Below are 23,207 nucleotides of genomic sequence, written 5' to 3'. Positions count from 1 at the left end.
GGCGGTCGCCGGGAAGGACCTCCACCAGCGTCCCGCACCGCAGGAACACCGGAACAACCTGATTAGCCGCGGATCAATTCCCCACGCCTGCAACCTAACCCGCGTACACTGGTGACCATGAGCGACGAATCCCGTCACATCAGCGTCGTGATCCCCCGCCCCGCGGCGGAGGTGTACGAGTTCGCCCGCGATCCGGCGAATCTCGTCCAGTGGGCCGCCGGGCTCGCGACGGGCCTGCGGGTGGACGGCGAGGACCTGATCACCCACTCGCCGATGGGCGAGGTGCGGGTTCATTTTGCTCCGGACAACGAATTCGGCGTGCTGGACCACGGCGTGACGCTGCCCGACGGCACCATCGTCAACAATCCGTTGCGGGTGCTCACCCACCCCGAGGGTGCCGAGATACTTTTCACCGTGCGACGACTCGGTGCGAGCGATACCGACTTCGACCGGGACTGCGCGACGGTCCTCGCCGACCTGGAGCGCCTGCGCGGACTGCTGGTCGACGGGCACTGAGGTCACCTGCCCGCCGCCGGTGAGTCTTATTCGTACATTCTGTCGATTAACCTTACCTTGCGCCGAACACAGGGGGTAGAATCGAGGTATTAGAGGGGGCCGCGATGATCACTTCCACCTGCACATCAGTGGAGTATCTCGACGCGCTCGCCGCGTTCGAACACGCGGCAGAGCGGCTGGCGCAGGCGGACCCCGTGATGCTGGATTCCGAGGACGTCCTGGCATCGCTCGAGCGGCTGGAGACCGCGGCTCGCACGGTGCCGTACAGCCAGCACCTCCTCGCCCAGGTCGCGGTCGAGCAGGGATTGCCGGGGCGCCTCGGGTACACCGGGATGAAGGAGCTGCTGGTGCAGCGGCTGCGCCTCGCGGGTGGCGAGGCGCGGGATCGGATCCACGGCGCGCGGGATCGCGCTCGCCAGCACGGGCACGGCGTGCGGCCCGAGCCGCGGTACGGGCTCGTCGCCGAAGCGCAACGCCTCGGAACGATCTCTGACCGCCACGCGCTCGCGATCGAGCACGTCTTCGCGAAGTGCCGCAGGACCATCCGCCCGGACCAGGCCGCGATCCTCGAGGACGTGCTCGTCACCGCCGCCGCGGACGTCACGCCCGAGGACCTCGCCGTCATCGGCGCCCGCGCGCTCGCCCACCTCGATCCCGATGGGGCTGAGCCTGATTCCGATGTGATCGCCCGCGCCCGCGGGCTCAGCGTGGGCCGGCAGGACGACGATCTGATGAGCCCGTTCGACGGTGACCTCTCCCCCGAGGGCCGGGCGCTCCTGGACACGATCCTGGAGAAGCTCGCGCGACCCGGCGTGAACAACCCCGCGGATGCCGACGATCCCGTGGACCTCGCCGATCGGGACGCCGTCACGGCGGCGGCGAAGCGCGACCGGCGCACCACCGCGCAGCGCAACCACGACGCCCTCGTCACCGCGATGCGGATGGCGATCGCATCGGGCGAGCTCGGGCACCATCGCGGCCTGCCGTGCGTCCCGGTCATCACGCTCGGCATCGATCAGTTGGAGACCGAGGCGGGCATCGCCACCACCGCGACCGGCGGGCGGCTGCCCGTGGAGGACGCGCTCCGGATGATGGGCGCGAATCCGAAGTACGTGCTGGTCCTCGACCTCGCGTCGCGGCCGCTGTTCCTCGGGCGGGAGAAGCGGCTCGCCTCCGCCGACCAGCGGATCGCGCTGTACGGATCCGAGAAGGGCTGTACCGCCCCCGGGTGCGACGCCCCGGCCACGCGCTGCCAGGTGCACCACATCACCGAGTGGGCCGACGGCGGCGCCACGGACATCACCTGTCTCACTCTCGCCTGCGACGCCCACCACGGGAAGGTCACCCCCGAGACCGGCGACCTCCCGCGGGGCTGGGACACCATCACCGTCCGCGGCGGCGAGTACGCCGGCCGCACCGGATGGCGCCGCTCCGCCGACCCGACCCACGAGCACCGGGTGAACCACAAGCACCACGCCGACGAGCTCTACCGCCGCGCCCTCGAACGTTGGAACGCCCGCATCGCGGAGCTCCGGAACCTCTGGCGCGCCGAGGAACTGCGGGTGCGGTACCGGGAGTGCGTCGGTTCCATCCATGACGACATCGCCGCGATCCTCGACGGCCCGCACGGCCCGCCGATCCTCGAAGCACTGCTCTCCGAACACGACGCGAACGAGCCGTGGAGCTGCCAGATGCCCGCCGACCTGCGCGCCGCGGCCTGACCGCAAGGACTCAGTCGTCCTCGCCGGTCCGCAGGTGCTCGGCGGGCCAGTCGAGGGAGTCGAGCGGGTCGGCCTCGCGGAGGTCGGGGTCGTCGGCCTTGAAACTGCGCATGCGCCCCGGGCCGGAGGTGCGGGTCTCGAAGCGCACGCTCAGCACGCCGTGGCCGGCGCCCTGCACCCAGCCGTGGCCGAACTCGGGGTGCCGCACATCCATACCCGGGCGCCACCCCACGAGCGGCACCTCGACCTCGGCCGGCGCCGCGGCGGCGTCGTCGCTCTCGGTGACGCCGGTACCGGATGCCTCCGCGGGCTCCTCGCCGAACAGGGTGAATTGCTCGACGCTGCTGAGCCCGGAGAATCCGACCCCGACGAGGCGCAGCCCGCCGATCTCCACGGGGTCGAGCGCGAGCCGCTGGGCGGTCGCGGTGAGCACGGCACCGTCGGTGGTGGCGGACGGCAGCGTGGCGGACCGGGTGAGCAGGGACATGTCGGACCGCTTGAGCTTGAGCACGACGGTCCGCGCCCCGCGCCCGTCCCGGCGCAGCCGCCGCAGCGCGTGCTCGGCGCTCCGGTCGATCTCCCGCCGCAGCGCGTTCATCGTGGTCACGTCGGTCTCAAGGGTGTGTTCCGCGCTGATCGACTTCGCCTCGCCGTTCACGGCCACGGGCCGGTCGTCCTCGCCGCGGGCGAGCCGGTGCAGCGCCGGTCCCAGCGTGACGCCGAGCACCGACACCACCTCGACCTCGCTCATCGCCGCGAACTGCCCGATGGTGTCGATCCCCAACCGCGACAGCCGCTCCCCCGCCACCGGACCGATGCCCCAGAGCTTGCGCACCGGTAGCGGGTACAGCATCGACTCCTGCGCGGCGGGCGGGATGACGGAGACCCCGTCGGGCTTGGCGAGGCCGGAGGCGATCTTCGCGGCCTGCTTCCCCGCCCCCGCGCCGACGCTGGCCACGAGCCCCGTCTCCTCGCGGATCCGGCGCCGCAGCTCCTCGGCGAAGGCCGTCACGTCGTCGGTGGACGCCCCGGCGAGCTCGACGGGTTCGCCGAAGGCCTCGTCGAACGACAGCCTCTCGACGACGGGGATGAGCTCCCGCACCGCTCCGAAGACGCGGCGGCTGACCGTCCCGTACAGCGCGCCGCGCGGCGGCAGCACCACCGCGGCCGCGCCGACGAGCCGGCGCGCCTGGTGCATCGGCATCGCCGAGCGCGCGCCGAAGACCCGCGCCTCGTACGAGCAGCCCGCCACCACGCCGCGGCCGCCGAGCCCGCCCACCAGCACGGGACGCCCGCGGAGCGTGGGTCGGGTCAGCTGCTCGCAGGACGCGAAGAACGCGTCCATGTCGAAGTGCAGAACCCAGCGGGCGCTGCGATCGCCGGACACGACTAGATCGCGACGACGCGGACGAGATCGTCGAGGCCCGCGAAGTCGTCCGGGTTGCGCGTGTAGACGTCCAGCCCGTGCGCGTGGGCGGTCGCGGCGATCAGCAGGTCGGCGAGCCGACGGCGAGGCGTCCGCCCGCGACGGAACACCGCCGCGGCGATCAACCCGTAGCTCGCGGCGGCCCCCGCGTCGAACGGGATCGGCTCGTACACCGCGGTCACCTCCTGCAGTCGCAATTGCCGCCGCGCGGCTTCCATCGGATCCGACGTCAGGTGCGGTGCGGCGGCGAGCTCCGCCGCCGTGATGGCGGCGATCGCGGTGATCTCCGGCATCAGATCGATGACATTCGGCATGGCGATGAGCACAGAGGTGTCGAGCAGGCCCGGTGCGGTCACCACGGCCCCTGGTCGGCCAGGGCATCCAGATCAGCACGGAACGCCTCGGCGTCGATGTGCACGCCCGCTCCGAGCGCGTTCCGCAGATCCGCTCGGCGGACGAACATGCGCCGACCCGCGGGCACCGGGCGCAGCTCGGCGACCGGGGTCCCGTTGCGGGTCACCACGAAGGTCTCCCCCGCCTCGACGGACTTCATCACCGCTGCGTTGTCGTTCCGCAGCTCGCGTTGCGCGATCACTCGAGCCATGGGCCCACTGTAGCGCCGATCGCTACAGTGGGCTACACGGTTTCTCCCAGCTCAGGCGCGAGTCAGGCGGCCCCGGACCCCGTCACCGAGCTCGACGACGTCGGCGTCCCCGTCCAGCGAGCCGAACTCGAGCGAGGTGGCCAGCACCTCGCCCGCGATCAGGTCCCGGTGCGCCTCCGCGGCCGGCAGGTGCTCCGCCGGGACGTCGAGGACCAGCGCGATGCGGTCGCTCACGTCGAGACCGGCGGCGCGGCGCGCCTCCTGCAGCTCGCGGATGCGGTCCTTGGCCCAGCCCTCGGCCTCGAGCTCGGCATCCACCGAGAGGTCGAGCACCACGAGGCCGGCACCGTCGGGCAGCTCCGCGGTGGAGTCGGGCGCGGCGGCGACCAGCTTGCGGGTGTACTCGCCGTCCTGCAGCGCGATGCCCGCGGCGGTCACGACCCCGTCGGCCTCGGTGTAGTCACCGGACTTGACGGCCTTGATCACCGTCTGCACGTCCCTGCCCAGGCGCGGGCCGGCGGCGCGGGCGTTGACCGCGATCTCCACCCGGCCGTACTGGTCGGCGTCGGAGGAGACCTGCACGTCGCGCACGTTCACCTCGTCGGCGATGATCGAGGCGAAGGGCGCGAGCTTCTCCGCATCGGGACCGGCCACGGTCAGGGTGTGCAGCGGCAGGCGCACCCGCAGCTTGTTCGCCTTCCGCACCGACGACGCGACCGAGCACACGTCGCGCACCTCGTCCATCGCCGCGACCAGCTCGGAATCCGCCGGCAGGTCCGACGCCGCCGGCCAGTCGGTCAGGTGCACCGACTCCCCGCCCGTCAGGCCGCGCCACATCGCCTCGGTGGCCATGGGGAGCAGCGGCGCCGCGAGCCGGCAGACGGTCTCCAGCACGGTGTACAGCGTGTCGAACGCGCCCTCGTCGGAGCCGTCCCAGAACCGCGCGCGGGAGCGGCGCACGTACCAGTTGGTCAGCGCGTCGACGAAGAGCCGCAGCTCCTCGCAGGCGTCGGCGATGCTGCAGGTGTCGAGCGCCTCGGTCATCGCGTCCCGGGTCTGCGCCAGCTTCGCGAGGATGTAGCGATCCAGCACGTCCTCGGAATCGGTGCGCCACGTCGCCGGCTTCTCCGCGTAGAGCTGCAGGAACGAGTAGGCGTTCCACAGGGGCAGCAGCGTCTGCCGCACGCCGTCGCGGATGCCCTGCTCGGTGACCACCAGGTTGCCCCCGCGCAGGATCGGCGAGGCCATGAGGAACCAGCGCATCGCGTCCGACCCGTCGCGATTGAAGACCTCGTTGACGTCCGGGTAGTTCCGCTTCGACTTCGACATCTTGAGGCCGTCGTGGCCCAGCACGATGCCGTGCGCTGCGACGGTGCGGAAGGCGGCGCTGTCGAACAGCGCCGTCGCCAGCACGTGCAGGTTGTAGAACCAGCCCTTGGTCTGCCCGTTGTACTCGACGATGAAGTCGCCCGGGAAGTGGGTGTCGAACCAATCGCGGTTCTCGAACGGGTAGTGGACCTGCGCGAAGGGCATCGAGCCCGACTCGAACCAGCAGTCCAGCACCTCGGGGACGCGGCGCATCGTCGACTGCCCGTCCTCCGGCGACCGAGGGTCGTCGGGATTCGGCCGGGTCAGCTCGTCGATGTAGGGCCGGTGCAGGTTCGTCGGACGCACGCCGAAGTCGCGCTCCAGCTCGTCGAGCGAACCGTAGACGTCCACGCGCGGGTACTCGGGATCGTCGGACACCCAGACCGGGATGGGCGCCCCCCAGTAGCGGTTGCGGCTGATGTTCCAGTCGCGCGCGCCCTCGACCCACTTGCCGAACTGGCCGTCGCGGATGTGCGCGGGGTTCCAGGTGATGTCCTGGTTCAGCTCGAGCATGCGCGGGATGATCTTGGTGACCTCGACGAACCACGACGGCACGGCCATGTAGATCAGCGGCTGGCCCGAGCGCCAGGAGTGCGGGTAGCTGTGCTCGATCGTCTCGTGGCGCAGGAGCCGGCCCTTGGCCTTGAGGTCCTTGGCGATCACCGGGTTCGCGTCGAAGACCTGCAGGCCCTCGTACGGCGGCACCGCGGAGGTGAACTTGCCGCCCGGGTCCAGCGGCTGCACGACCTCGATGCCGTACTTGCCCGTGGCGAGGTCCATGTCCTCCTCACCGAAGGCGGGCGCGAGGTGCACGACGCCGGTACCGGAGTCGGTGGTCACGTAGTCGGCGAGCAGCGTCACGTGCGCCTTGGGGTGGCCGGCGAAGAAGTCGAAGGGTGGCTCGTACGCGGCGAATTCCAGGTCGCGGCCCTTGTACGTCCCCTTGATCTCGGGCGACTCGCCCAGCTCGCGGGCGTACTGGCCCAGTCGCGCCTCGGCGAGCAGGTAATCCTTGCCATCGAGGCCCACCACGTGCACGTAGTCCAGGTCCGGGTGCACGGCGATCGCGAGGTTCGAGGGCAGCGTCCACGGCGTGGTGGTCCAGATGAGGGCCTCGACACCGTCCAGCGCCTCCAGCGGAGTGCCCTGGGTGCGCAGCGGCATTCCGACGGTGACCGCCGGGTCCTGCCGCATCTTGTAGGCGTCGTCGAGCTTGCTCTCCTGGTTCGACAGCGGCGTCTGCTCGTACCAGGAGTACGGCAGCACGCGGTAGCCCTGGTAGATCAGGCCCTTCTCGTGCAGGGCCTTGAACGCCCACATCACGGACTCCATGAAGTCCAGGTCGAGCGTCTTGTAATCGTTGTCGAAGTCGACCCAGCGGGCCTGCCGCGTGACGTACTGGCGCCACTCCTCGGTGTACCGCAGCACGGACGTGCGGCAGTAGTCGTTGAACTTCTCCACGCCCATGGCCTCGATCTCGGACTTGTCCTTGATCCCCAGCTGGCGCTCGGCCTCGAGCTCAGCGGGCAGGCCGTGGGTGTCCCAGCCGAATCGGCGGTCGACCTTCTTACCGCGCATCGTCTGGTAGCGCGGGACGAGATCCTTGACGTAGCCGGTCAGCAGATGGCCGTAGTGCGGCAGGCCGTTGGCGAAGGGCGGGCCGTCGTAGAAGACGAACTCGTCGGCGTCGGCGCGGTTCGCGATGGACCGGCGGAAGGTGTCGTTCTCGGCCCAGTACGCGAGGACGCGCTCCTCGAGGTCGGGGAACGAGGGCGTGCCCGACGCGGCGGGACTCTCCTCGTCGCGGGTCATATCGACCAGCGGGTAGGGGCGCTTGCTGCTCACGGTGACTCCTCGTGCCGTCTACTACCAGCACGGGGACGACTCCCGGCCCTCGGCCGGGTACCGCGGTACCACCCCGCTTGCGCCTCCCTGAAAAGGGCAGCGCCGCTCGTGAACGGGCTGTGACGGGCCCACCCGTCCGGTTCTACTGAGGCCCGCGAACGGGCCCGTTCTTCCGGATGCTCCCCGGTGATGGCCGGATCAACGCAGTGCTGTCCCAAGGATAGCGCTCAGTGCAACGTCATTTTCTGCCGGGATCTTCCGACTCCGACTCCCGCGGCGGGGTCCACTCGGTACCCCACGCCTGATCGATCCGGACCTGCGGGATCTGGTCGGTCATGTCCGGGTCGTACGTGCCGGGTGCGTAGAGCCCGCGGGTGGCCTCATCGTCCGTATCGGCCGGGGACTCGTGCGCCCACGCGGTCGCCCCGGCGAGCGGGCCCGCGGAGAACTGCCTGGTCGAGTTCGCGTCGCCGTGATGCCCGAACTCCTCGTGGCCGACGGTGCCGGCCTCGCGGGTCGCGTCGTCGACCGGTTCGGGCGCGCTCCCGGGCTCCTCGGCCTCACCCTCGGGGGCCGCGGCGCGCGCGGGCCGGGCCGACGGTGCCGGCTCCTCGCCGTCCGCATCGTCGTCCCGGTCGCCCGGGCTCCACGCGGTCGTGCGGTCGGCACCGTCCCGCTCGCCGCGACGGTAGGTGAGGACGTCGCCGAGAAGCAGGCCAACGCCGATCACCGAGACCACGACGCACGCGATGGCGAGCCAGAGATTGGCCGTGACCAGGGCGACGATCAGCAGGATGAACCCGATGACCGTCGCCCCGAGTGCCGCTAGCAGCATGAGAACTCCGCCCTGAGTACCGGCCGGTACCAGCGGCTACTTGTACTGCTGGTTGCCGCCGCCGGCGTTGCCGGGGTCGTTGAAGTCGCTACCGCGACCCTGGCCGTGATCGACCGGGGCGGCGCTGCGCAGCGACTGCAACTCCTCGAGCTGACCCTCGAGGTAGGTCTTGAGGCGGGTGCGGTACTCGCGCTCGTAGGTCTTGAGCTGCTCGATCCGACCCTCCAGCACGGTGCGCTGCTGGTTGATGGTGGTCATGATCTCGGTGTGCTTCGTCTCCGCCTCGGCCTGCAGCGCGTCGGAGCGCTCCTGCGCCTGGCGCAGCTGGTTCTCCGAGCGGGTCTGCGCGTCGGCGAGGAGCGCGTCGGAGCGCTGGCGGGCGTCGGCCACCATGGCCTCGGCCTTCTGCCGGGCGTCGGTGACCATGGCCTCCGACTGGGCACGCGCGTCGGAGACGAGCTTCTCGGCCTCGGAACGCGAGTTGTTCGTGAGGCGGTCGGCGGTCTCCTGCGCGAGGCCGAGCACCTTGGCAGCACGCACGTGCGCCTCCTCGGTGGTCGCCGGCGTCGCTGCCGCGGCAGCGGGCTCGGCGGCGGCGGGAGCCTTCGGCGCCTGCGCCTGCGCCGGCGTGGGCGACGCGAAGGCGACGGTGCTGTCGGCGGACGGCTGCTGGCCGCCACCGGCGCGGGCCTCGCCCAGCTCGCGCTCGAGTTCGGCGTTGCGCTGCTGCAGATCGTTGTTCTCGTCGATCAGCCGAGCGAGCTCGGTCTCGACCAGATCGAGGAACTGATCCACCTCATCCTCGTTGTAGCCGCGCTTTCCGATCGGCGGCTTGCTGAACGCGACGTTCCGCACGTCGGCGGGTGTCAGCTTCATAGGTCGTTTCCCCTCAATTCGGCTGCTCGACAGATCTCAAGTCACTCGGACCAACACTGTAACTAGTGCACATCCTGTCACACCAGACCCGTTTGTTCCTCATCACCCAACAATCACGCAATGAAATGTCCGATTCCCGGCTCGGGACCGAACGCGATCGAACCTAGACCATGAGCCTGCCCACGATCGACTGTGCGATCGCCACCAGCAGAAACAGCACGATGAACGACAGATCCAGGCGGATCGGCCCCAGCTGCGGCGACGGCAACACCTTGCGGAGCGCCTTCAGCGGAGGGTCCGTCACAGTGAACACGCCTTCGAGGATCAGAGCCACGATCCCCTTCGGGAACCAGTCCCGGGCGAAGGACTTCACCACCTCGACGACGAGCCGAACGATGAGCAGGAACCAGAAGATCGACAGGAGCGTGTAGACGACGAGCCAGATTGCTTGCACCTGTACAGTCTGCCCGAATCCGTCAGCGGTTGTAGAAGCCGGTCTCCGCGATCCGCGCCCGGTCCTCCGCCGTGACGTCCACATCGGCCGTGGCCAGCATGAACACCTTGGTGGTGATCCGGTCGAAGGATCCGTGCAGCGCGAAGGTCAGGCCGGCGGCGAAGTCGACCAGACGCTTGGCGTCGGCGTTGTCCATCTCGGTGAGGTCCATGATCACCGGGATACCCTCGCGGAAACGCTCACCGATCGTGCGCGCCTCCTCGTAGGAGGTCGGACGCAGGGTCGTGATGCGGGACATCGGGTTCTCCTGGCTGAGCACGTCGGCGCGGGTGTCCATCGCCAGCGCGCCGCGGGTGGACGGGGCGACCGAGCGCGAGGCGTCCCGCAGCGGCTCCAGGCGCGGCAGCGGGGCACGGGCGGGCTCGCGGTAGCCCCGCTCGTAGCCGGCGTCGTAGCGATCGTCGTAGGCGGCGCCGCGGGTGTCGTAGGCGGGCTCGTACGGCTCGTAGTCGTCCGCACGGCGACCGTCGAAGGCGTAGCCGCGCTCACCGCGGTAGTCGTCGAACTCGTCGTCGAGGCTGCGGCGACCGCGCGGCTGCGGGGTGCCCTCGTCGACGTAGCGGTCGTCGTAGGCGTCCAGCGGAACCATCCCGAAGTACGCCTTGACCTTGTGCAGAGTGCTCATCTTTGCCCTTCCTCGGCGCCTGCATGGGCTGGTGTGACGATTGTGACTGTCGTTATGGATGTGAGATTAGTAGGGAAGACGGGTCGATGGCGGTTCCGACACGCGCAGGAATCCCATCGATGTCATTTCGCCGTGTCGATCCAGATCACGGAGGCCAGGCGCCCCGTCGGCGCGCCCCGGCGATGGGAGAACAGGGTCGGATCGCTGATCGTGCATCGCGGGTCCTCCGCGACCGCCGCAACGCCGAGCCCCTGCAGCTGGCGGCGGATCCCGGCGCGTAGGTCGAGGCCGTCCGTACCCTTGTCCGTGCGGCACCGGCTGCCGGGCAGGTGCTGCTCGACATCGGCCGCCATCGCCGCGGGGACCTCGTACTTCGCGCCGCTGGCCGCGGGCCCGAGGAAGGCGCCGATCCGCTCCGGGCGGGCGCCCAGGTCCCGCATCGCCTCGATCACGGCCGGCACGATGCCGATCCGGGCGCCGACGCGGCCGGCGTGGACCGCGGCGAGCACGCCGGCCTCATCGTCCGAGAGCAGGATCGGGACGCAGTCGGCGGTGAGCACCGCGAGCGCGAGGCCGGGCACCGTCGTGACGAGGGCGTCCGTGGCCTCCACCGGCTCCGCGCGCGGACCATCGACGACCGTGACGGTGCGGCTGTGGATCTGCTCCATCCAGACCACGTGCCCCGGCTCGACACCGATCTCGCGCTCGAGCCGCAGCCGGTTGGCGGCGACGGCGGCGGGCTCGTCCCCCACGTGATCGCCCAGGTTGAAGGTGTCGTACGGGGCCTGCGAGGCACCGCCGGCGCGGGTGGTGGTCACTCGCCGGACCCGGTGTGCGGCGACAGGAGCATGCGCGGGATCAGTCATGTCACGAGACTACTGACGGCGCCCCCGGCCGAGCCGGAAGCGCCGTCGGCATCAGTTCCTCAGCGCCGGTTCTGCAGGAAGGACGGGACGTCGAGGTCGAAATCGTCGTCCGAGCGCGACTCGCGGCCGGCCGGAGCCGACGAGAACGGGTCGTTGGTGCGGGCCGGGCGGGCACCGAACGGGTTGCCCCGCCGCGCGTCCTCCGGCTCGGCCGCCGGCTGCTGCGGCTCGGCCGCGCTGTGCTGCCCGCCGATGCGGGTGACGGGTCGACGTGCAGGCGCGCCGCTGTCGAAACCGGCTGCGATCACGGTGATCCGAACCTCGTCGCCCAGGTTGTCGTCGATCACGGTGCCGAAGATGATGTTCGCATCCTCGTGCGAGGCGCCCTGCACCAGCGAGGCGGCCTCGTTGATCTCGAACAGGCCCAGGTCGCTGCCACCGGCGATGGACATGAGCACGCCGTGCGCGCCCTCCATCGAGGTCTCCAGCAGCGGCGAGTTCACCGCGGCCTCCGCGGCCTTGAGCGCGCGCCCCTCACCCCGGGCCGAGCCGATGCCCATGAGGGCGCTGCCCGCGCCCGACATGACGCTCTTGACGTCCGCGAAGTCGACGTTGATCAGGCCGGGGGTGGTGATCAGGTCGGTGATGCCCTGGACGCCGTTGAGGAGGACCTCGTCGGCGCTCTTGAACGCGTCGAGCGCCGAGACGCTCACGTCGCCCAGCTGCAGCAGGCGGTCGTTCGGGATCACGATGAGGGTGTCGCAGGACTCGCGCAGCGACGAGATGCCCTGCTCGGCCTGCTTGCCGCGGCGGGCGCCCTCGAAGGTGAAGGGCCGGGTCACGACGCCCACGGTGAGCGCGCCGAGCTTGCGGGCGATGCTCGCGACCACCGGCGCGCCGCCGGTGCCCGTGCCGCCGCCCTCGCCGGCCGTGACGAAGACCATGTCGGCGCCCTTGAGGAGCTCCTCGATCTCGTCCTTGGCGTCCTCGGCGGCCTTGCGGCCCACCTCGGGATCGGCGCCGGCGCCGAGCCCCCGGGTCGAATCGCGGCCCACGTCGAGCTTGACGTCGGCGTCGCTCATGATGAGCGCCTGGGCGTCGGTGTTGATCGCGATGAACTCGACGCCCTTGAGCCCCTGCTCGATCATCCGGTTCACGGCGTTGACGCCGCCGCCGCCGATGCCGACGACCTTGATTACGGCGAGGTAGTTGTGCGCGGCGGTCATGTTTCGCCTTTCCCCTGATGTGAAGTCTGTTGCTTCTGAGACGAACCCTAAACCTCTACAGAAGGCTTAAAGTTATGTCAAGTAGCTGGTCTGAAACCAAGGTAGAGGGCCGTGCGCCGCTTGCCCTGCAAGCGCACGGGCGTGTCGGGAAAAACGTTCTCGGTGAGGGAAAGAACACGCCTCAGCGGGCCGTCGGCATATCCGGGTTGATCACGGTGAACTCCCTGCCCGGCCGGGTGAGCACCATGCGCAGCGCCGCGGTCTTGTCGGCGGTCCGCTGGTCGTCGCCCCAGTTCACGACCCGCTTGTCGCGCAGCACGAAGCGCACGTTGGCCGGCGAATCCGCCTCGATCTCGAGAACCTGCCCGTGCAGGTCCGGCGGCAGCGACTTCAGCACCGCGATCGACGCCTCCGTCGCGGGATCGTCCGCCTTCGGATCGCGGACGGTGAGCTTGGGCGTGAGGATCGGCGGCTCCCCCACCTTGATGAACGGGACGCCCTTGGCGTCCACGAGCACGGTGCCCGCCGGCAGCTGTGCGTAGGCCACCACCTCGCGCTCGGTCACCTCGACGACCAGCGTCGACGGGTAGGACACCGTGACCGTGGCGCGGTCGATCCACGGGCTCACCGCAAGCACCTGCGCCGCGTAGGCGTCGCGCTGACCGGGGGTGATCTGCAGCAGCGGGCGCCCCTTGAGCGGCTCCACCACCGCCGCGACCCGATCGGCGGGCGCGTTGGTGGCGCCGGTGACGGAGACGTCGCGCGCCGAGAGCACCGGCGAGAAGTACGCCGCCGCGCCCAGGCCCGCCACGACCGCCAGCGCGAGCAGGATCAGCAGCAACCGCCGCAGACCCGGCACGCGCCTGCGCGTCGCGGGAGAGCTCACGCGCCCGCCTCTGCGCCGCGCCGCGCCAGCGTGTTGAGGATCGCCGGACCCTGCATGGTCACATCACCCGCACCCATGGTGATCACCACGTCGCCCGGGCCCGCGAGGCCCGCGACCACGCCGGCCACGTCGGCCTGGCTCGGCACGTAGTGCGCGGAGGCGGTCACCTTCTCGGCGATCCGCTCCCCCGTGATGCCGGGCAGCGGCGCCTCGCGCGCGCCGTAGACGTCGAGCACCACGACCTCGTCGGCCAGACTCAGGGCCTCCGCGAACTCGGCCGCGAACTGCTCGGTCCGCGAGTACAGGTGGGGCTGGAAGGCGACGATCACCCGCCCCGGATCGACTTGCTTGGCGACCATCTCCGCCGCAGCGGTCAGCACTGCCCGCACTTCGGTCGGATGGTGCGCGTAATCGTCGAAGACGCGCACGCCCTGCTCGGTGCCGCGGAGCTGGAAACGGCGGTGCACGCCGCCGAAGGCCTCGATGCCCTCGATCACCTTCGCGGTGGGCTGGCCGGTGTTGACGACGGCGATCGTCGCGGCGATGGCGTTGAGCGCCATGTGCTTGCCCGGCACGGAGAGCAGGATCGCCCGCTCGGTGACCTGCCGGTTCTCGTCGGAGAAGCGGACTTTGAGCATGCCGCCCTCGGCGCGGGGCTGGTAGTCCAGGAGTTGCGCGATCAGCGTCACCTCGGGCGCGAGATCCCGATGGGTGCCCTCGCCGTAGCCCAGCACGCGCACGCCGCGGGCGCGCAGCGCGGCGTGGGTCCGCCCTGCGAGCGCCGCCGAGCCGGGGTCGTCGAGGCACACGACGAGGGTTCCGCCGGGGCGGATCCGCTCGGTGAAGGCGTCGAACACGGCCACGTACTTGTCCTCGGAGCCGAAGAAGTCCAGGTGGTCGGCCTCGACGTTGGTCACCACCACCACGTCGGGCGCGTACTGCAGCAGCGAGCCGTCGGACTCGTCGGCCTCGGCGACGAAGACGTCGCCCGTGCCGTGGAAGGCGTTGGTGCCCGACTCGTTGAGCTCGCCGCCGACGGCGAAGGACGGATTGGCCCCGCAGTGCTGCAGGCCCACGACCGCCATCGACGTGGTGGAGGTCTTGCCGTGCGTGCCGCTCACCAGCAGGGTGCGGTAGCCGTCCATGAGGTCGGCGAGCACCTCGGGCCGCAGGATCACCGGGATGCCACGGCGCTGCGCCTCGACGAGCTCGGGGTTGTCCTTGGGGATGGCGGCGTGGGTGGTCACGACCACCGTCGGGCCGCCGGGCAGCAGGTCGAGCGCCTCGGGGCTGTGACCCACCTGGACCTGCGCGCCGCGAGCCCGGAGCGCGATGACGCCGCGCGACTCCTTCGCGTCGGAGCCCGACACGCGGCCGCCGCGGGCCAGCAGGATCCGCGCGATGCCGGACATGCCGGCGCCGCCGATGCCCACCATGTGCACGCGCTGCAACCGATCGGGCAGCGCTCCCGTCGACTCGGTCACGACCTCCGCCTCTCCTGCGCCAGTGCGAGGGCCGCCGCGGCGACGGTGCCCGCCGCGTCACGGTGCCCGGAGCCGCCGGCCGCGGCGCTCATCGCGGCGAGCCGCTCGGCGTCGCCCGCGAGCGGGATGACCTTCTCGCGCACCAGGTCCGGGGTGAAGGCGGCGTCGTCGACGAGCAGTCCGCCGCCGGCCGCGACGACGGGTTGCGCGTTGAGGGCCTGCTCGCCGTTGCCGTGCGCGAGGGGCACGTACACCGCCGGCAGCCCGACGGCGACGACCTCGGCCACCGTCATCGCGCCCGACCGGCAGACGGCGAGATCGGCCGCGGCGTAGGCCAGGTCCATGCGGGTCAGGTAGGGCACGGCGACGTAGGACGGGTCCGCGGCGGGCCCGAGGTCCACGGAGTTCTTGGGGCCGTAGGCGTGCAGCACACCGATCCCCGCGGCGGCCAGATCCCGGGCGGCTCCGACGACACCGTCGTTGAGCCGGACCGCACCCTGGCTGCCGCCGAAGACGAGCACGACGGGCCCGTCGGCGGGGAGTCCGAAGTGGGCGCGGGCCTCGGCGCGCAGGGCCGCACGGTCGAGGCCGGTGATGGCGGCCCGGACGGGGATGCCGACGACCTCGGCGGGCACGCCCGAGCCGGGGACCGCGGCGAAGACCTTGGTGGCGAGCTTCGCGCCGACCTTGTTCGCGACGCCCGCGCTGGCGTTCGCCTCGTGGATCACGATGGGCACGCCCAGGCTGCGGGCGGCGAGGTAGGCGGGCAGGGCGACGTAGCCGCCGAAGCCGACGACCACGTCGGCGCCCGTCTCGCGGAGCACCGCCCGGGTGCGGCGCACCGCGCCGGCGAGGGCGAAGGGGAGCTTCGCCAGGTCCTTGCCGGGCTTCCGCGGCAGCGGGACCGGCGGGATCATGGCGAGCGGGTAGCCGCGCTCCGGGACGAGGCGGCCCTCCAGTCCCTTCGGCGTGCCGAGGGCCGTGACCTCGGCGTCGGGGCGCAGGTCCCGGACGGCGTCGGCCACGGCCAGGGCGGGTTCGATGTGTCCTGCGGTGCCACCACCGGCCACCACCACCGACACCGCTCGAGAGGAACTCACCACGCCCGTCTGCCCTTTTCCTGTCCTCGGCGCCGCTGCTGCGGCGCGTTCCGCTGTTGTCCGGCGCGCTCGCCCCGCCAGGGCTCGCCACCGCGGCTCGGCCGCCGCGCCGGCGGGAGGTCCCGACGGGGTGCCCGGCTCCGGCCCAGGCTCGCGTCACCGTACGGGTGTCGATCGTACGGCGACGGCGCCGCGGGTGCGGTGCGCCCCTGCCGCGGGGCGGGGCGCCCCTGTCGCGGGGCGGGGCCCCGGCCGGCGGGACGCTCGGGGCGCGGCGGGATGTAGGGCAGGGGCTTGGGCAGGCGCAGCAGGCGTCCGGCGCGGCCCTCGCGGCCGCCGACCAGCGCGGCGATCGCCTCCGGCTCGTGCCGGGCCGCGTTCGCCAGCAGGCCCATCATGAACAGCACGAGGATCACCGAGTTGCCGCCCGCGGACAGCAGCGGCAGCTGGATGCCGGTCACGGGCAGCAGGCCCACGACGTAGCCCATGTTGATGATCGCCTGCAGCGCGACCAGCGTGGTGATCGAGGCCGCCATGAGCCGCAGGAAGGGATCGGCGACGCGGCGCGCGACCCGCATCCCGACCCAGGTGAGGATGCCGAACATGAGGATGACCACACCGGCCCCGAGGTAGCCGAGCTCCTCGCCGATGATCGCGAAGATGAAGTCGTTGTGCGCGTTCGGCAGGTAGCTCCACTTGGCGGTGGAGTTGCCCAGGCCGACGCCGAAGAGGCCGCCGTCGGCGAGCGAGTACCGCGCTTGGTTCGACTGGTAATTGGCGCCCAGCGCGTCGTCGGTGCGGCCGAGCCACGCCTGCACGCGCGCCGAGCGGTAGCCCTCCGCCAGCGCGAAGAAGACGCCGAGCAGGGCCAGGACCACCAGCATCGAGGCGATCAACTTCGACGACAGGCCCGCGTAGTAGAGCAGCATCGCGCCCACACCGACGATGATCATGGCGGTCGACTGGTTGGGCTCGGCGACGATGAGCGCCGCCATGAGGATGACGACCGGCCCGAGCGGCAGCAGCAGTTCCTTGATGCTGCCCCGTGAGCCGCGGTCCGCGAGCAGGTGCGCGCCCCAGACGATGAGCGCGACCTTCGCGATCTCCGAGGGCTGCAGGGTGAAGCCACCCACGTCGATCCAGCGGCGCGCGCCGCCGACCATCGTGCCGATGCCCGGAACGAGGACCGCGGCGAGCAGCGCGAGGGAGACGAGCACGCCGCCGAGCGCGAGTCGACGCAGCAACGACGGGCGGAGGTAGAGGGCGAGGACGAAGGCGATCACGCCGAGGCAGACGTAGATCAGCTGGCTGGTGAACTTGCCCCAGGGTGAGCCCGTGGCGCTGATGTCCTCGACCGACGAGGCCGAGAGCACCATGATCAGGCCCATCACGGTGAGCACGGCGGTGATGCCGAGCACCAGGTGGAAGGACGCGAGGGGACGGCGCAGGGCCGTCGCGAGCCCGACGGCGGCGGTCCGCAGCAACGAGGCGCCGGTGCGGGCGACGTCGGCGCCCGAGCGCGCCGCGGACGCGGCGGCGGCGCCGCGGGAACCGGTCGTCGGCGCGGCCGCCTGCGGGGGCTGCGCGTCGAACTCGGTGCTCTCGGGGGCGTTGACGCCGCCTGGCGCGAGCTCGGCGTCGGTGTCGGAGCCGGCGGGAGCCTTGCCGGCGCGGCTCACGAGGCGTCCCCGAGGGCGCGGGCGGAGGCGGCGAAGGCGTCGCCGCGGTGCCCGTACGAGGTGAACATGTCGAGAGATGCCGCAGCGGGCGCGAGGAGCACGACGGGCGCGTCGTGCGCTGCGGTTTCGGCGATCCGTGCGGCCTCGGCGACCGCGGCGGCCATCACCGCATCCGCATCGCCGGACACTCGCACATCGATAGCCCCAGTCGTCCCTACAGAACGATTCGCATCATTAGTCACAAGAGACACAGGACTATGGTCGCCCGAGGACACCCGAACCACGGGGACATCCGGCGCGTGTCGCGCGAGTGAGGCCGCGAACTCGTCTCGATCCACTCCCAGGAGCACCGCGCCCACGAGCCGCGACGCCACCCGCCGCACGAGCGGCGCGATGTCGGCGCCCTTGAGCTGGCCGCCCGCGACCCACACCACGCGCTCGTGTGCCTCGATCGAGTTGAGTGCGGCATGCGGATTGGTGGCCTTGGAGTCGTCGATGTACGTCACGCCGCGGACGGTCGCGACGGGCTCGGCGCGGTGCGCGCCCACCCGGAACGCCGCGAGCGCCTCCCCCGCCTGCGCCGCGGAGACGTCGACGGCCTGCGCCAGTGCGGTCGCGGCGAGCGCGTCCGCGATCCCGGCGGGCCCGGGCGGCGACACCGCCGCCGCGGGCAGGATCGGGGCACCGGCACCGTCGACCAGGAGGCCCCCGCGGACGCCATACTCGCCCGGCCCGGGCTCCCGGGTGGTGAAGCCCACGGTGACCTCCCCGCGCAGGCCCGACGCCACGGGATCGTCGAGGCCGATGACGGCGAGCCCGCCCGAGAGCGCACGGGCCTTGTCGGCGGTGTACGCGGCCATCGAGCCGTGCCAGTCGAGGTGGTCCTCGGCGACGTTGAGCACGACACCCGCGCGCGGGCGCACCGACGGGGCCCAGTGCAGCTGGAAGGACGACAGCTCGACGGCGAGCACGCGCGGATCGGCGTCGTCCCCGATCGCGTCGATCACGGGGCGGCCGATGTTGCCGCAGGCCACGGCCCGCACACCCGCGTGCAGCAGGATCGACTCCAGCATCTGGGTGGTCGTGGTCTTGCCGTTGGTGCCGGTCACCACGAGCCAGTCGCGGGGCGCGCCGAAGGCACCGGCGCGGTCGATCCGCCAGGCCAGCTCGACGTCGCCGATCACCTCGACGCCCGCGTCCCGGGCGGCCACGACGACGGGGGCGGTGGGCCGGAAACCGGGTGCCACCACGACGAGGTCGTAGCCGGACGGGTCGTGCCCCTCGAGATCGGCGACGACGATGCCCGGCACCTCGCCCGCGATCTTTTCCCGGGCCGCGGGCTTGCCGTCGGCGACGGTGACCGTGGCCCCGAGCCGGAGCAGCGCCCGGGCCACGGCCGGACCGGTCACGCCCCCGCCCGCGACGAGGACCTGCGCGCCGGGGCCGGGGATCGTCGCCATCTAGCCGACCGCGCCGGAGCCGAGGAACTCGGCGTAGAAGAGCACGAGGCCCAGGCCACAGGCGATCGCGGTGAGCAACCAGAACCGGATGATCACCGTCGTCTCGGCCCATCCGGAGAGTTCGAAGTGGTGGTGGAAGGGCGCCATCCGGAAGACGCGGCGGCCCGTCGAGCGGAAGACCGCGATCTGGATGACCACCGAGACCATCTCCGCGACGAAGAGCGCGCCCAGCACGACGGCGAGCAGCTCGGTGCGGGTGGTGATCGACAGGCCGGCGAGGAGGCCGCCCAGCATGAGCGAGCCGGTGTCGCCCATGAAGATCTTCGCGGGCGCGGCGTTCCACCACAGGAAGCCGAGGCACGCGCCGCCCGCGGCGACCGCGATGAGCGCCAGGTCGAGCGGGTCGCGCACGTCGTAGCAGCCGGCGACCTGCTTGGTCTCGCAGGCGTAGCGGAACTGCCAGAAGCTGATGAGCACGTAGCTGCCCAGCACCATGGCCATGGAGCCGGCGGCGAGACCGTCCAGGCCGTCGGTGAAGTTAACCGCGTTCGACCAGGCGGAGACGACGAACCAGCAGAAGATCACGAAGACGATCGCGCCCATCGAGATGGTGTTGATATCGCGCGTGTAACTGAGGAACTCGCTGGCGGGGCGCACCCCATTGGCGTTGGGAAACTGCAGCACCAGGACGCCGAAGATCAGCGCGGCCACGGTCTGGCCGACGGTCTTGGCCGTCTTGTTCAGCCCCAGGTTGCGCTGCTTGCGCACCTTGATGAAGTCGTCGAGGAAGCCGACGAGCGCGAGCGAGGTCGCGAGGCCGAGCACCAGCAGGCCGGACGCGCTGGGGCCCGGGCCGGAGTTCCAGCCCAGCACGTGCGCGCCGAGGTAGCCGGCCCACAGGGCCACGACGATCGCGACGCCGCCCATCGACGGGGTGCCGCGCTTCTTCTGGTGCTGCGTGGTCTGCAGCTCCTCGCGGATCTCCTGGCCGAAGCCCTGGCGGGCGAAGACCCGGATCAGGACGGGTGTGAGCAGGATCGCCACGGCCAGCGAGATGCCGCCCGCGAACAGGATCTGGATCACTTCGGTGACTCCCCGTTCTCGTTGTTGACCGCGCTCGCCGTGCCCAGGTGCTCGGCGACCTCCCACATCTTCTCGGACTTGGACGCCTTGACCAAAACGAGGTCACCGGGGCGGAGCTCCGCGCGGAGCCGGTCCACGGCCTCCGCGCGGGTGTCGACGCGCACGGCCTCGCTGCCCCAGGAGCCCTCCATCACGGCACCCTGCCACAGGGCGTGGACCGCGCGGGAGGTGCCGACGCAGATCGTCGAGGAGATGTCGAGCCGCACCAGGAACCGGCCGAGGCGGTCGTGCTCGACGATCGACTCCTCGCCCAGCTCGCCCATCTCGCCGAGGACCGCGAAGGTGCGGCGCCGCTCGCGCCCGGGGAGCCGCTCCCCCGCCTCGTCGTGCTCGGACATGAGCACGAGGCTGCGGAGCGCGGCCCGCATCGCGTCGGGATTGGCGTTGTAGGTGTCGTTGACCACGGTGACGCCGTCGTCGGTGGTGAAGACGTCCATCCGGCGCGGCGACGCGGCGCCCGCGCCCGAGAGCGCCGCCGCGACCTGCGCGGCGGTCGCGCCGCACTCGAGGCCGACCGCGGCGGCGGCCAGGGCGTTGTGCACCTGGTGCTCGCCGTGCACCGTGAGCGCGACGGGCGCGCTACCCGCCGGGGTGCGCAGGGTGAAGGACGCGCGGGCCAGCGCGTCGATGCGCACGTCCGCCGCGCTCACCTCCGCTTCCCCCGTGCCGTAGAAGACCACGCGCGCGCCGGTCCGCGAGGCCATCGCGGCGACCGCGGCGTCGTCGGCGTTGAGCACGGCCACGCCACCCCGCCCGGGCTCGTCGGAGCCGGCGGGCAGCGCCTCGACCAGCTCGCCCTTCGCGCGGGCGATCGCCTCGCGGGAGCCGAACTCGCCCAGGTGGGCGGTGCCGACGTTGAGCTCGACGCCGATCCGCGGCGGCGCGACCCGCGCCAGGGCCGCGATGTGACCCTCCCCGCGGGCCGACATCTCCAGCACCAGGAACTTCGTCGACGCCGAGGCGCGCAGCGCGGTCCACGGGTGCCCGATCTCGTTGTTGAAGGAGCCGGGCGGCGCGACGGTCTCGCCGAGCGGCCGCAGCACCGCGGCGATGAGGTCCTTCGTCGAGGTCTTTCCCGCCGAGCCGGTGACGCCCACGACGGTCAGACCGTCGGCGGCCAGGACCTTCGTGCAGTGCGCGGCCAGCGCACCCAGGGCTCCCAGCACCGCGGCCCCCGCGCCGTCGGCGTCGTTCTCCAGCGCCATCACGCGGTTGTCGGTCTCCCCGGAGACGGGCACCACGATCGCGGGCACGCCCACGGGCCGGGCACCGAGGACGGCGACCGCGCCCTTCTCGATCGCCGTCGCGGCGAAGTCATGGCCGTCGACGCGGGCGCCGGGCAGCGCGAGGAACAGGCCGCCGGGGCCGATCTCGCGGGAGTCGAATTCGACGGTGCCGGTGACCTTCGCCTCGGGGTCGGGCACGTCGTGCAGGGTGCCGCCGACGATCGCGGCGACCTCGCGCAGGGTGAGCTCGATCATGCGCGCGCCTCCAGCGCGGCCGCGAGCTCGTCACGGTCGTCGAAGGGGTGCTTGACGCCGTTGATCTCCTGGCCGGCCTCGTGGCCCTTGCCGGCGACGAGCACGACGTCGCCGGTGCGCGCCCAGGTCACGGCCTCGGCGATGGCGGCGCGACGGTCGCCGATCTCGCGGACCTCGCCGCCGCCGGTGACGGCCCGGGCGCCCGCGACCACCGCGGCGCGGATCGCGGCCGGGTCCTCGGTGCGGGGGTTGTCGTCGGTGACGATCACCAGCTCGGCGGCGCTCGCGGCCGCCTCGCCCATGAGCGGTCGCTTGCCGCGGTCGCGGTCGCCACCCGCGCCCACGACCACCGCGATGCGCCCCGCGGTCTGGCCGCGCAGCGTGGCGATCACCGCATCGAGGGCGGCGGGCTTGTGGGCGTAGTCCACGACGGCGAGGAAGTCCTGGCCGCGGTCGATGCGCTGCACGCGCCCGGGTACGGCGACGGCACCGATGCCGCGGGCCGCATCGGCGAGCGGGACGCCCGCTTCGTGCGCGATGACCAGCGCCAGGGCGGCGTTGGCGACGTTGTACGCGCCGGGCAGGCCGACGACCGCGGAGAAGGTCTGCCCGTCCGGCCCACTGAGAGTGAACCGCTGGGTGCCGTCCGAGTACGCGGCGACCTCGCCCGCGGTCCAGTCGGCGGGCCCCGTGGTGGCGACGGTGACCAGCGCCAGCCCGGCGGCGCGGCGCAGCTCGGCCATGCGCTGGCCCCACTCGTCGTCGACGCAGATCACGGCGCGCTCGCAGGCCCCCGGGCCGAGGAAGAGCAGCGACTTCGCGGCGAAGTAGTCCTCCATCGTGGGGTGGTAGTCGAGGTGGTCCTGGCTGAGGTTGGTGAACGCTCCGACGGCGAACCGCGTGCCGCCCGTCCGGTTCTGGGCGAGGGCGTGCGAGCTGACCTCCATGACGGCCGCGGTCACGCCGCGCTCGACCATGGACGCGAACAGCCCTTGCAGGGCCGTGCCCTCGGGCGTGGTCAGCGTGGTCGGCACGTCGACGCCGGCGATGCGGGTGCCGACGGTGCCGATCAGGCCCGTCGGATCGCCGCCCGCCGCGAGCGCCGCCTCGACCAGGTAGCTGGTGGTGGTCTTGCCGGAGGTGCCGGTGATGCCGACCAGCGTCATCCGGGTCGACGGTGCGCCGTACACGACGGCGGCGACGGGCCCCAGCACCGAGCGCGGATCGTCGTGCAGCAGCACGGGCACGTCGTGCCCGTCCTCCGCGAGGAGGGCGGCACCGTCGGGGTCGGTGAGGACCGCGACGGCCCCCGCCTCGATCGCGCCGGTGGCGAACCGCGCGCCGTGGGTGGCGGTGCCGGGAACGGCGCAGAACAGGTCGCCGGGGAGCGCCTCCTGGGCGCGGGCGGTGGCGCCGGTGAGCCGCAGCTCGCCGGCGTCGGCACCCGCCACGGTGACCCCCGGGACCTGCGCCGCGACCTCGGCCGGCGTGGCTCCGCGGGGGTGGTCGGGGCGGGAGAGAGTCGATTCGGGCACCGGTAGATCCTACCCGT

General features: G+C 71.9%; 20 protein-coding genes. 2 read left to right on the top strand and 18 right to left on the bottom strand.

All coding sequences use genetic code 11. The features are described 5' to 3' along the window. Positions 1 to 117: 117 nt before the first annotated feature. Together FK529_RS11070 and FK529_RS11065 are read left to right on the top strand one after the other, a co-directional pair. Positions 118 to 516: an SRPBCC family protein gene (locus FK529_RS11070; protein ID WP_146561014.1), complete on the top strand. Its 399-nt coding sequence runs from the start codon at positions 118 to 120 to the stop codon at positions 514 to 516. 104 nt (positions 517 to 620) lie between these two features. After that, positions 621 to 2,237, top strand: a complete 1,617-nt coding sequence (locus FK529_RS11065) for an HNH endonuclease signature motif containing protein (protein WP_146561013.1) — start codon at positions 621 to 623, stop codon at positions 2,235 to 2,237. Positions 2,238 to 2,247: 10 nt separating this feature from the next. Here FK529_RS11065 and FK529_RS11060 read toward each other — a convergent pair whose 3' ends face one another. The 18 genes from FK529_RS11060 to FK529_RS10975 form a co-directional block, all read right to left on the bottom strand. Next, positions 2,248 to 3,582 carry a DNA polymerase IV gene (locus FK529_RS11060; RefSeq protein ID WP_231703044.1) on the bottom strand — a complete coding sequence of 445 codons (1,335 nt, stop codon included), beginning with the start codon at positions 3,580 to 3,582 and terminating at the stop codon, positions 2,248 to 2,250. 44 nt (positions 3,583 to 3,626) lie between these two features. After that, positions 3,627 to 4,019 carry a PIN domain-containing protein gene (locus FK529_RS11055; protein WP_231703032.1) on the bottom strand — a complete coding sequence of 131 codons (393 nt, stop codon included), beginning with the start codon at positions 4,017 to 4,019 and terminating at the stop codon, positions 3,627 to 3,629. Continuing rightward, on the bottom strand, positions 4,016 to 4,267 hold the full coding sequence (locus tag FK529_RS11050; RefSeq protein WP_146561011.1) for a type II toxin-antitoxin system Phd/YefM family antitoxin: 252 nt from the start codon (positions 4,265 to 4,267) through the stop codon (positions 4,016 to 4,018). The genes FK529_RS11055 and FK529_RS11050 overlap by 4 nt, the downstream gene beginning before the upstream one ends. Positions 4,268 to 4,318: 51 nt before the next feature. Next, on the bottom strand, positions 4,319 to 7,447 hold the full coding sequence (ileS, locus tag FK529_RS11045; RefSeq protein WP_146561093.1) for an isoleucine--tRNA ligase: 3,129 nt from the start codon (positions 7,445 to 7,447) through the stop codon (positions 4,319 to 4,321). A gap of 271 nt (positions 7,448 to 7,718) precedes the next feature. Further along, positions 7,719 to 8,315, bottom strand: coding sequence for a hypothetical protein (locus tag FK529_RS11040; protein WP_146561010.1), 597 nt, complete (start codon positions 8,313 to 8,315; stop codon positions 7,719 to 7,721). A gap of 36 nt (positions 8,316 to 8,351) precedes the next feature. Then, positions 8,352 to 9,191 carry a DivIVA-like cell division protein Wag31 gene (gene wag31, locus FK529_RS11035; RefSeq protein ID WP_146561009.1) on the bottom strand — a complete coding sequence of 280 codons (840 nt, stop codon included), beginning with the start codon at positions 9,189 to 9,191 and terminating at the stop codon, positions 8,352 to 8,354. Between the two features lie 163 nt (positions 9,192 to 9,354). Further along, positions 9,355 to 9,645, bottom strand: a complete 291-nt coding sequence (locus FK529_RS11030) for a YggT family protein (protein WP_193559687.1) — start codon at positions 9,643 to 9,645, stop codon at positions 9,355 to 9,357. 22 nt (positions 9,646 to 9,667) lie between these two features. Continuing rightward, positions 9,668 to 10,330: a cell division protein SepF gene (locus FK529_RS11025; RefSeq protein ID WP_146561007.1), complete on the bottom strand. Its 663-nt coding sequence runs from the start codon at positions 10,328 to 10,330 to the stop codon at positions 9,668 to 9,670. Between the two features lie 122 nt (positions 10,331 to 10,452). After that, positions 10,453 to 11,196 carry a peptidoglycan editing factor PgeF gene (gene pgeF / locus FK529_RS11020; RefSeq protein ID WP_146561006.1) on the bottom strand — a complete coding sequence of 248 codons (744 nt, stop codon included), beginning with the start codon at positions 11,194 to 11,196 and terminating at the stop codon, positions 10,453 to 10,455. A gap of 59 nt (positions 11,197 to 11,255) precedes the next feature. Then, on the bottom strand, positions 11,256 to 12,422 hold the full coding sequence (gene ftsZ / locus FK529_RS11015) for a cell division protein FtsZ (protein WP_146561005.1): 1,167 nt from the start codon (positions 12,420 to 12,422) through the stop codon (positions 11,256 to 11,258). Between the two features lie 181 nt (positions 12,423 to 12,603). Then, positions 12,604 to 13,308 (bottom strand): cell division protein FtsQ/DivIB, encoded by a 705-nt coding sequence (locus FK529_RS11010; RefSeq protein ID WP_146561004.1) that lies wholly within the window; start codon positions 13,306 to 13,308, stop codon positions 12,604 to 12,606. Next, positions 13,305 to 14,744 (bottom strand): UDP-N-acetylmuramate--L-alanine ligase, encoded by a 1,440-nt coding sequence (gene murC, locus FK529_RS11005; RefSeq protein ID WP_231703043.1) that lies wholly within the window; start codon positions 14,742 to 14,744, stop codon positions 13,305 to 13,307. The genes FK529_RS11010 and murC overlap by 4 nt, the downstream gene beginning before the upstream one ends. Before the next feature lie 44 nt (positions 14,745 to 14,788). Then, positions 14,789 to 15,895 (bottom strand): undecaprenyldiphospho-muramoylpentapeptide beta-N-acetylglucosaminyltransferase, encoded by a 1,107-nt coding sequence (gene murG / locus FK529_RS11000; RefSeq protein ID WP_146561002.1) that lies wholly within the window; start codon positions 15,893 to 15,895, stop codon positions 14,789 to 14,791. Then, positions 15,889 to 17,571: a putative lipid II flippase FtsW gene (gene ftsW / locus FK529_RS10995; protein WP_146561001.1), complete on the bottom strand. Its 1,683-nt coding sequence runs from the start codon at positions 17,569 to 17,571 to the stop codon at positions 15,889 to 15,891. Before ftsW ends, murG begins: the two co-directional genes overlap by 7 nt. After that, a complete protein-coding gene (gene murD, locus FK529_RS10990) occupies positions 17,568 to 19,031 on the bottom strand; it encodes a UDP-N-acetylmuramoyl-L-alanine--D-glutamate ligase (RefSeq protein WP_146561000.1) in 1,464 nt (487 codons plus the stop codon). Before murD ends, ftsW begins: the two co-directional genes overlap by 4 nt. Beyond that, positions 19,032 to 20,114: a phospho-N-acetylmuramoyl-pentapeptide-transferase gene (mraY, locus tag FK529_RS10985; RefSeq protein WP_146560999.1), complete on the bottom strand. Its 1,083-nt coding sequence runs from the start codon at positions 20,112 to 20,114 to the stop codon at positions 19,032 to 19,034. Next, positions 20,111 to 21,655, bottom strand: a complete 1,545-nt coding sequence (locus tag FK529_RS10980; protein ID WP_146560998.1) for a UDP-N-acetylmuramoyl-tripeptide--D-alanyl-D-alanine ligase — start codon at positions 21,653 to 21,655, stop codon at positions 20,111 to 20,113. Before FK529_RS10980 ends, mraY begins: the two co-directional genes overlap by 4 nt. Further along, positions 21,652 to 23,190, bottom strand: a complete 1,539-nt coding sequence (locus tag FK529_RS10975; protein WP_146560997.1) for a UDP-N-acetylmuramoyl-L-alanyl-D-glutamate--2,6-diaminopimelate ligase — start codon at positions 23,188 to 23,190, stop codon at positions 21,652 to 21,654. The genes FK529_RS10980 and FK529_RS10975 overlap by 4 nt, the downstream gene beginning before the upstream one ends. Between the last annotated feature and the right edge of the window lie 17 nt (positions 23,191 to 23,207).

Source organism: Tsukamurella asaccharolytica (assembly GCF_007858435.1).
GTDB classification, from domain to species: Bacteria; Actinomycetota; Actinomycetes; order Mycobacteriales; family Mycobacteriaceae; genus Tsukamurella; species Tsukamurella asaccharolytica.
The sequence above is the reverse complement of the archived record's forward strand: the minus strand, read 5'-3'. Positions and strand labels throughout refer to the sequence as shown.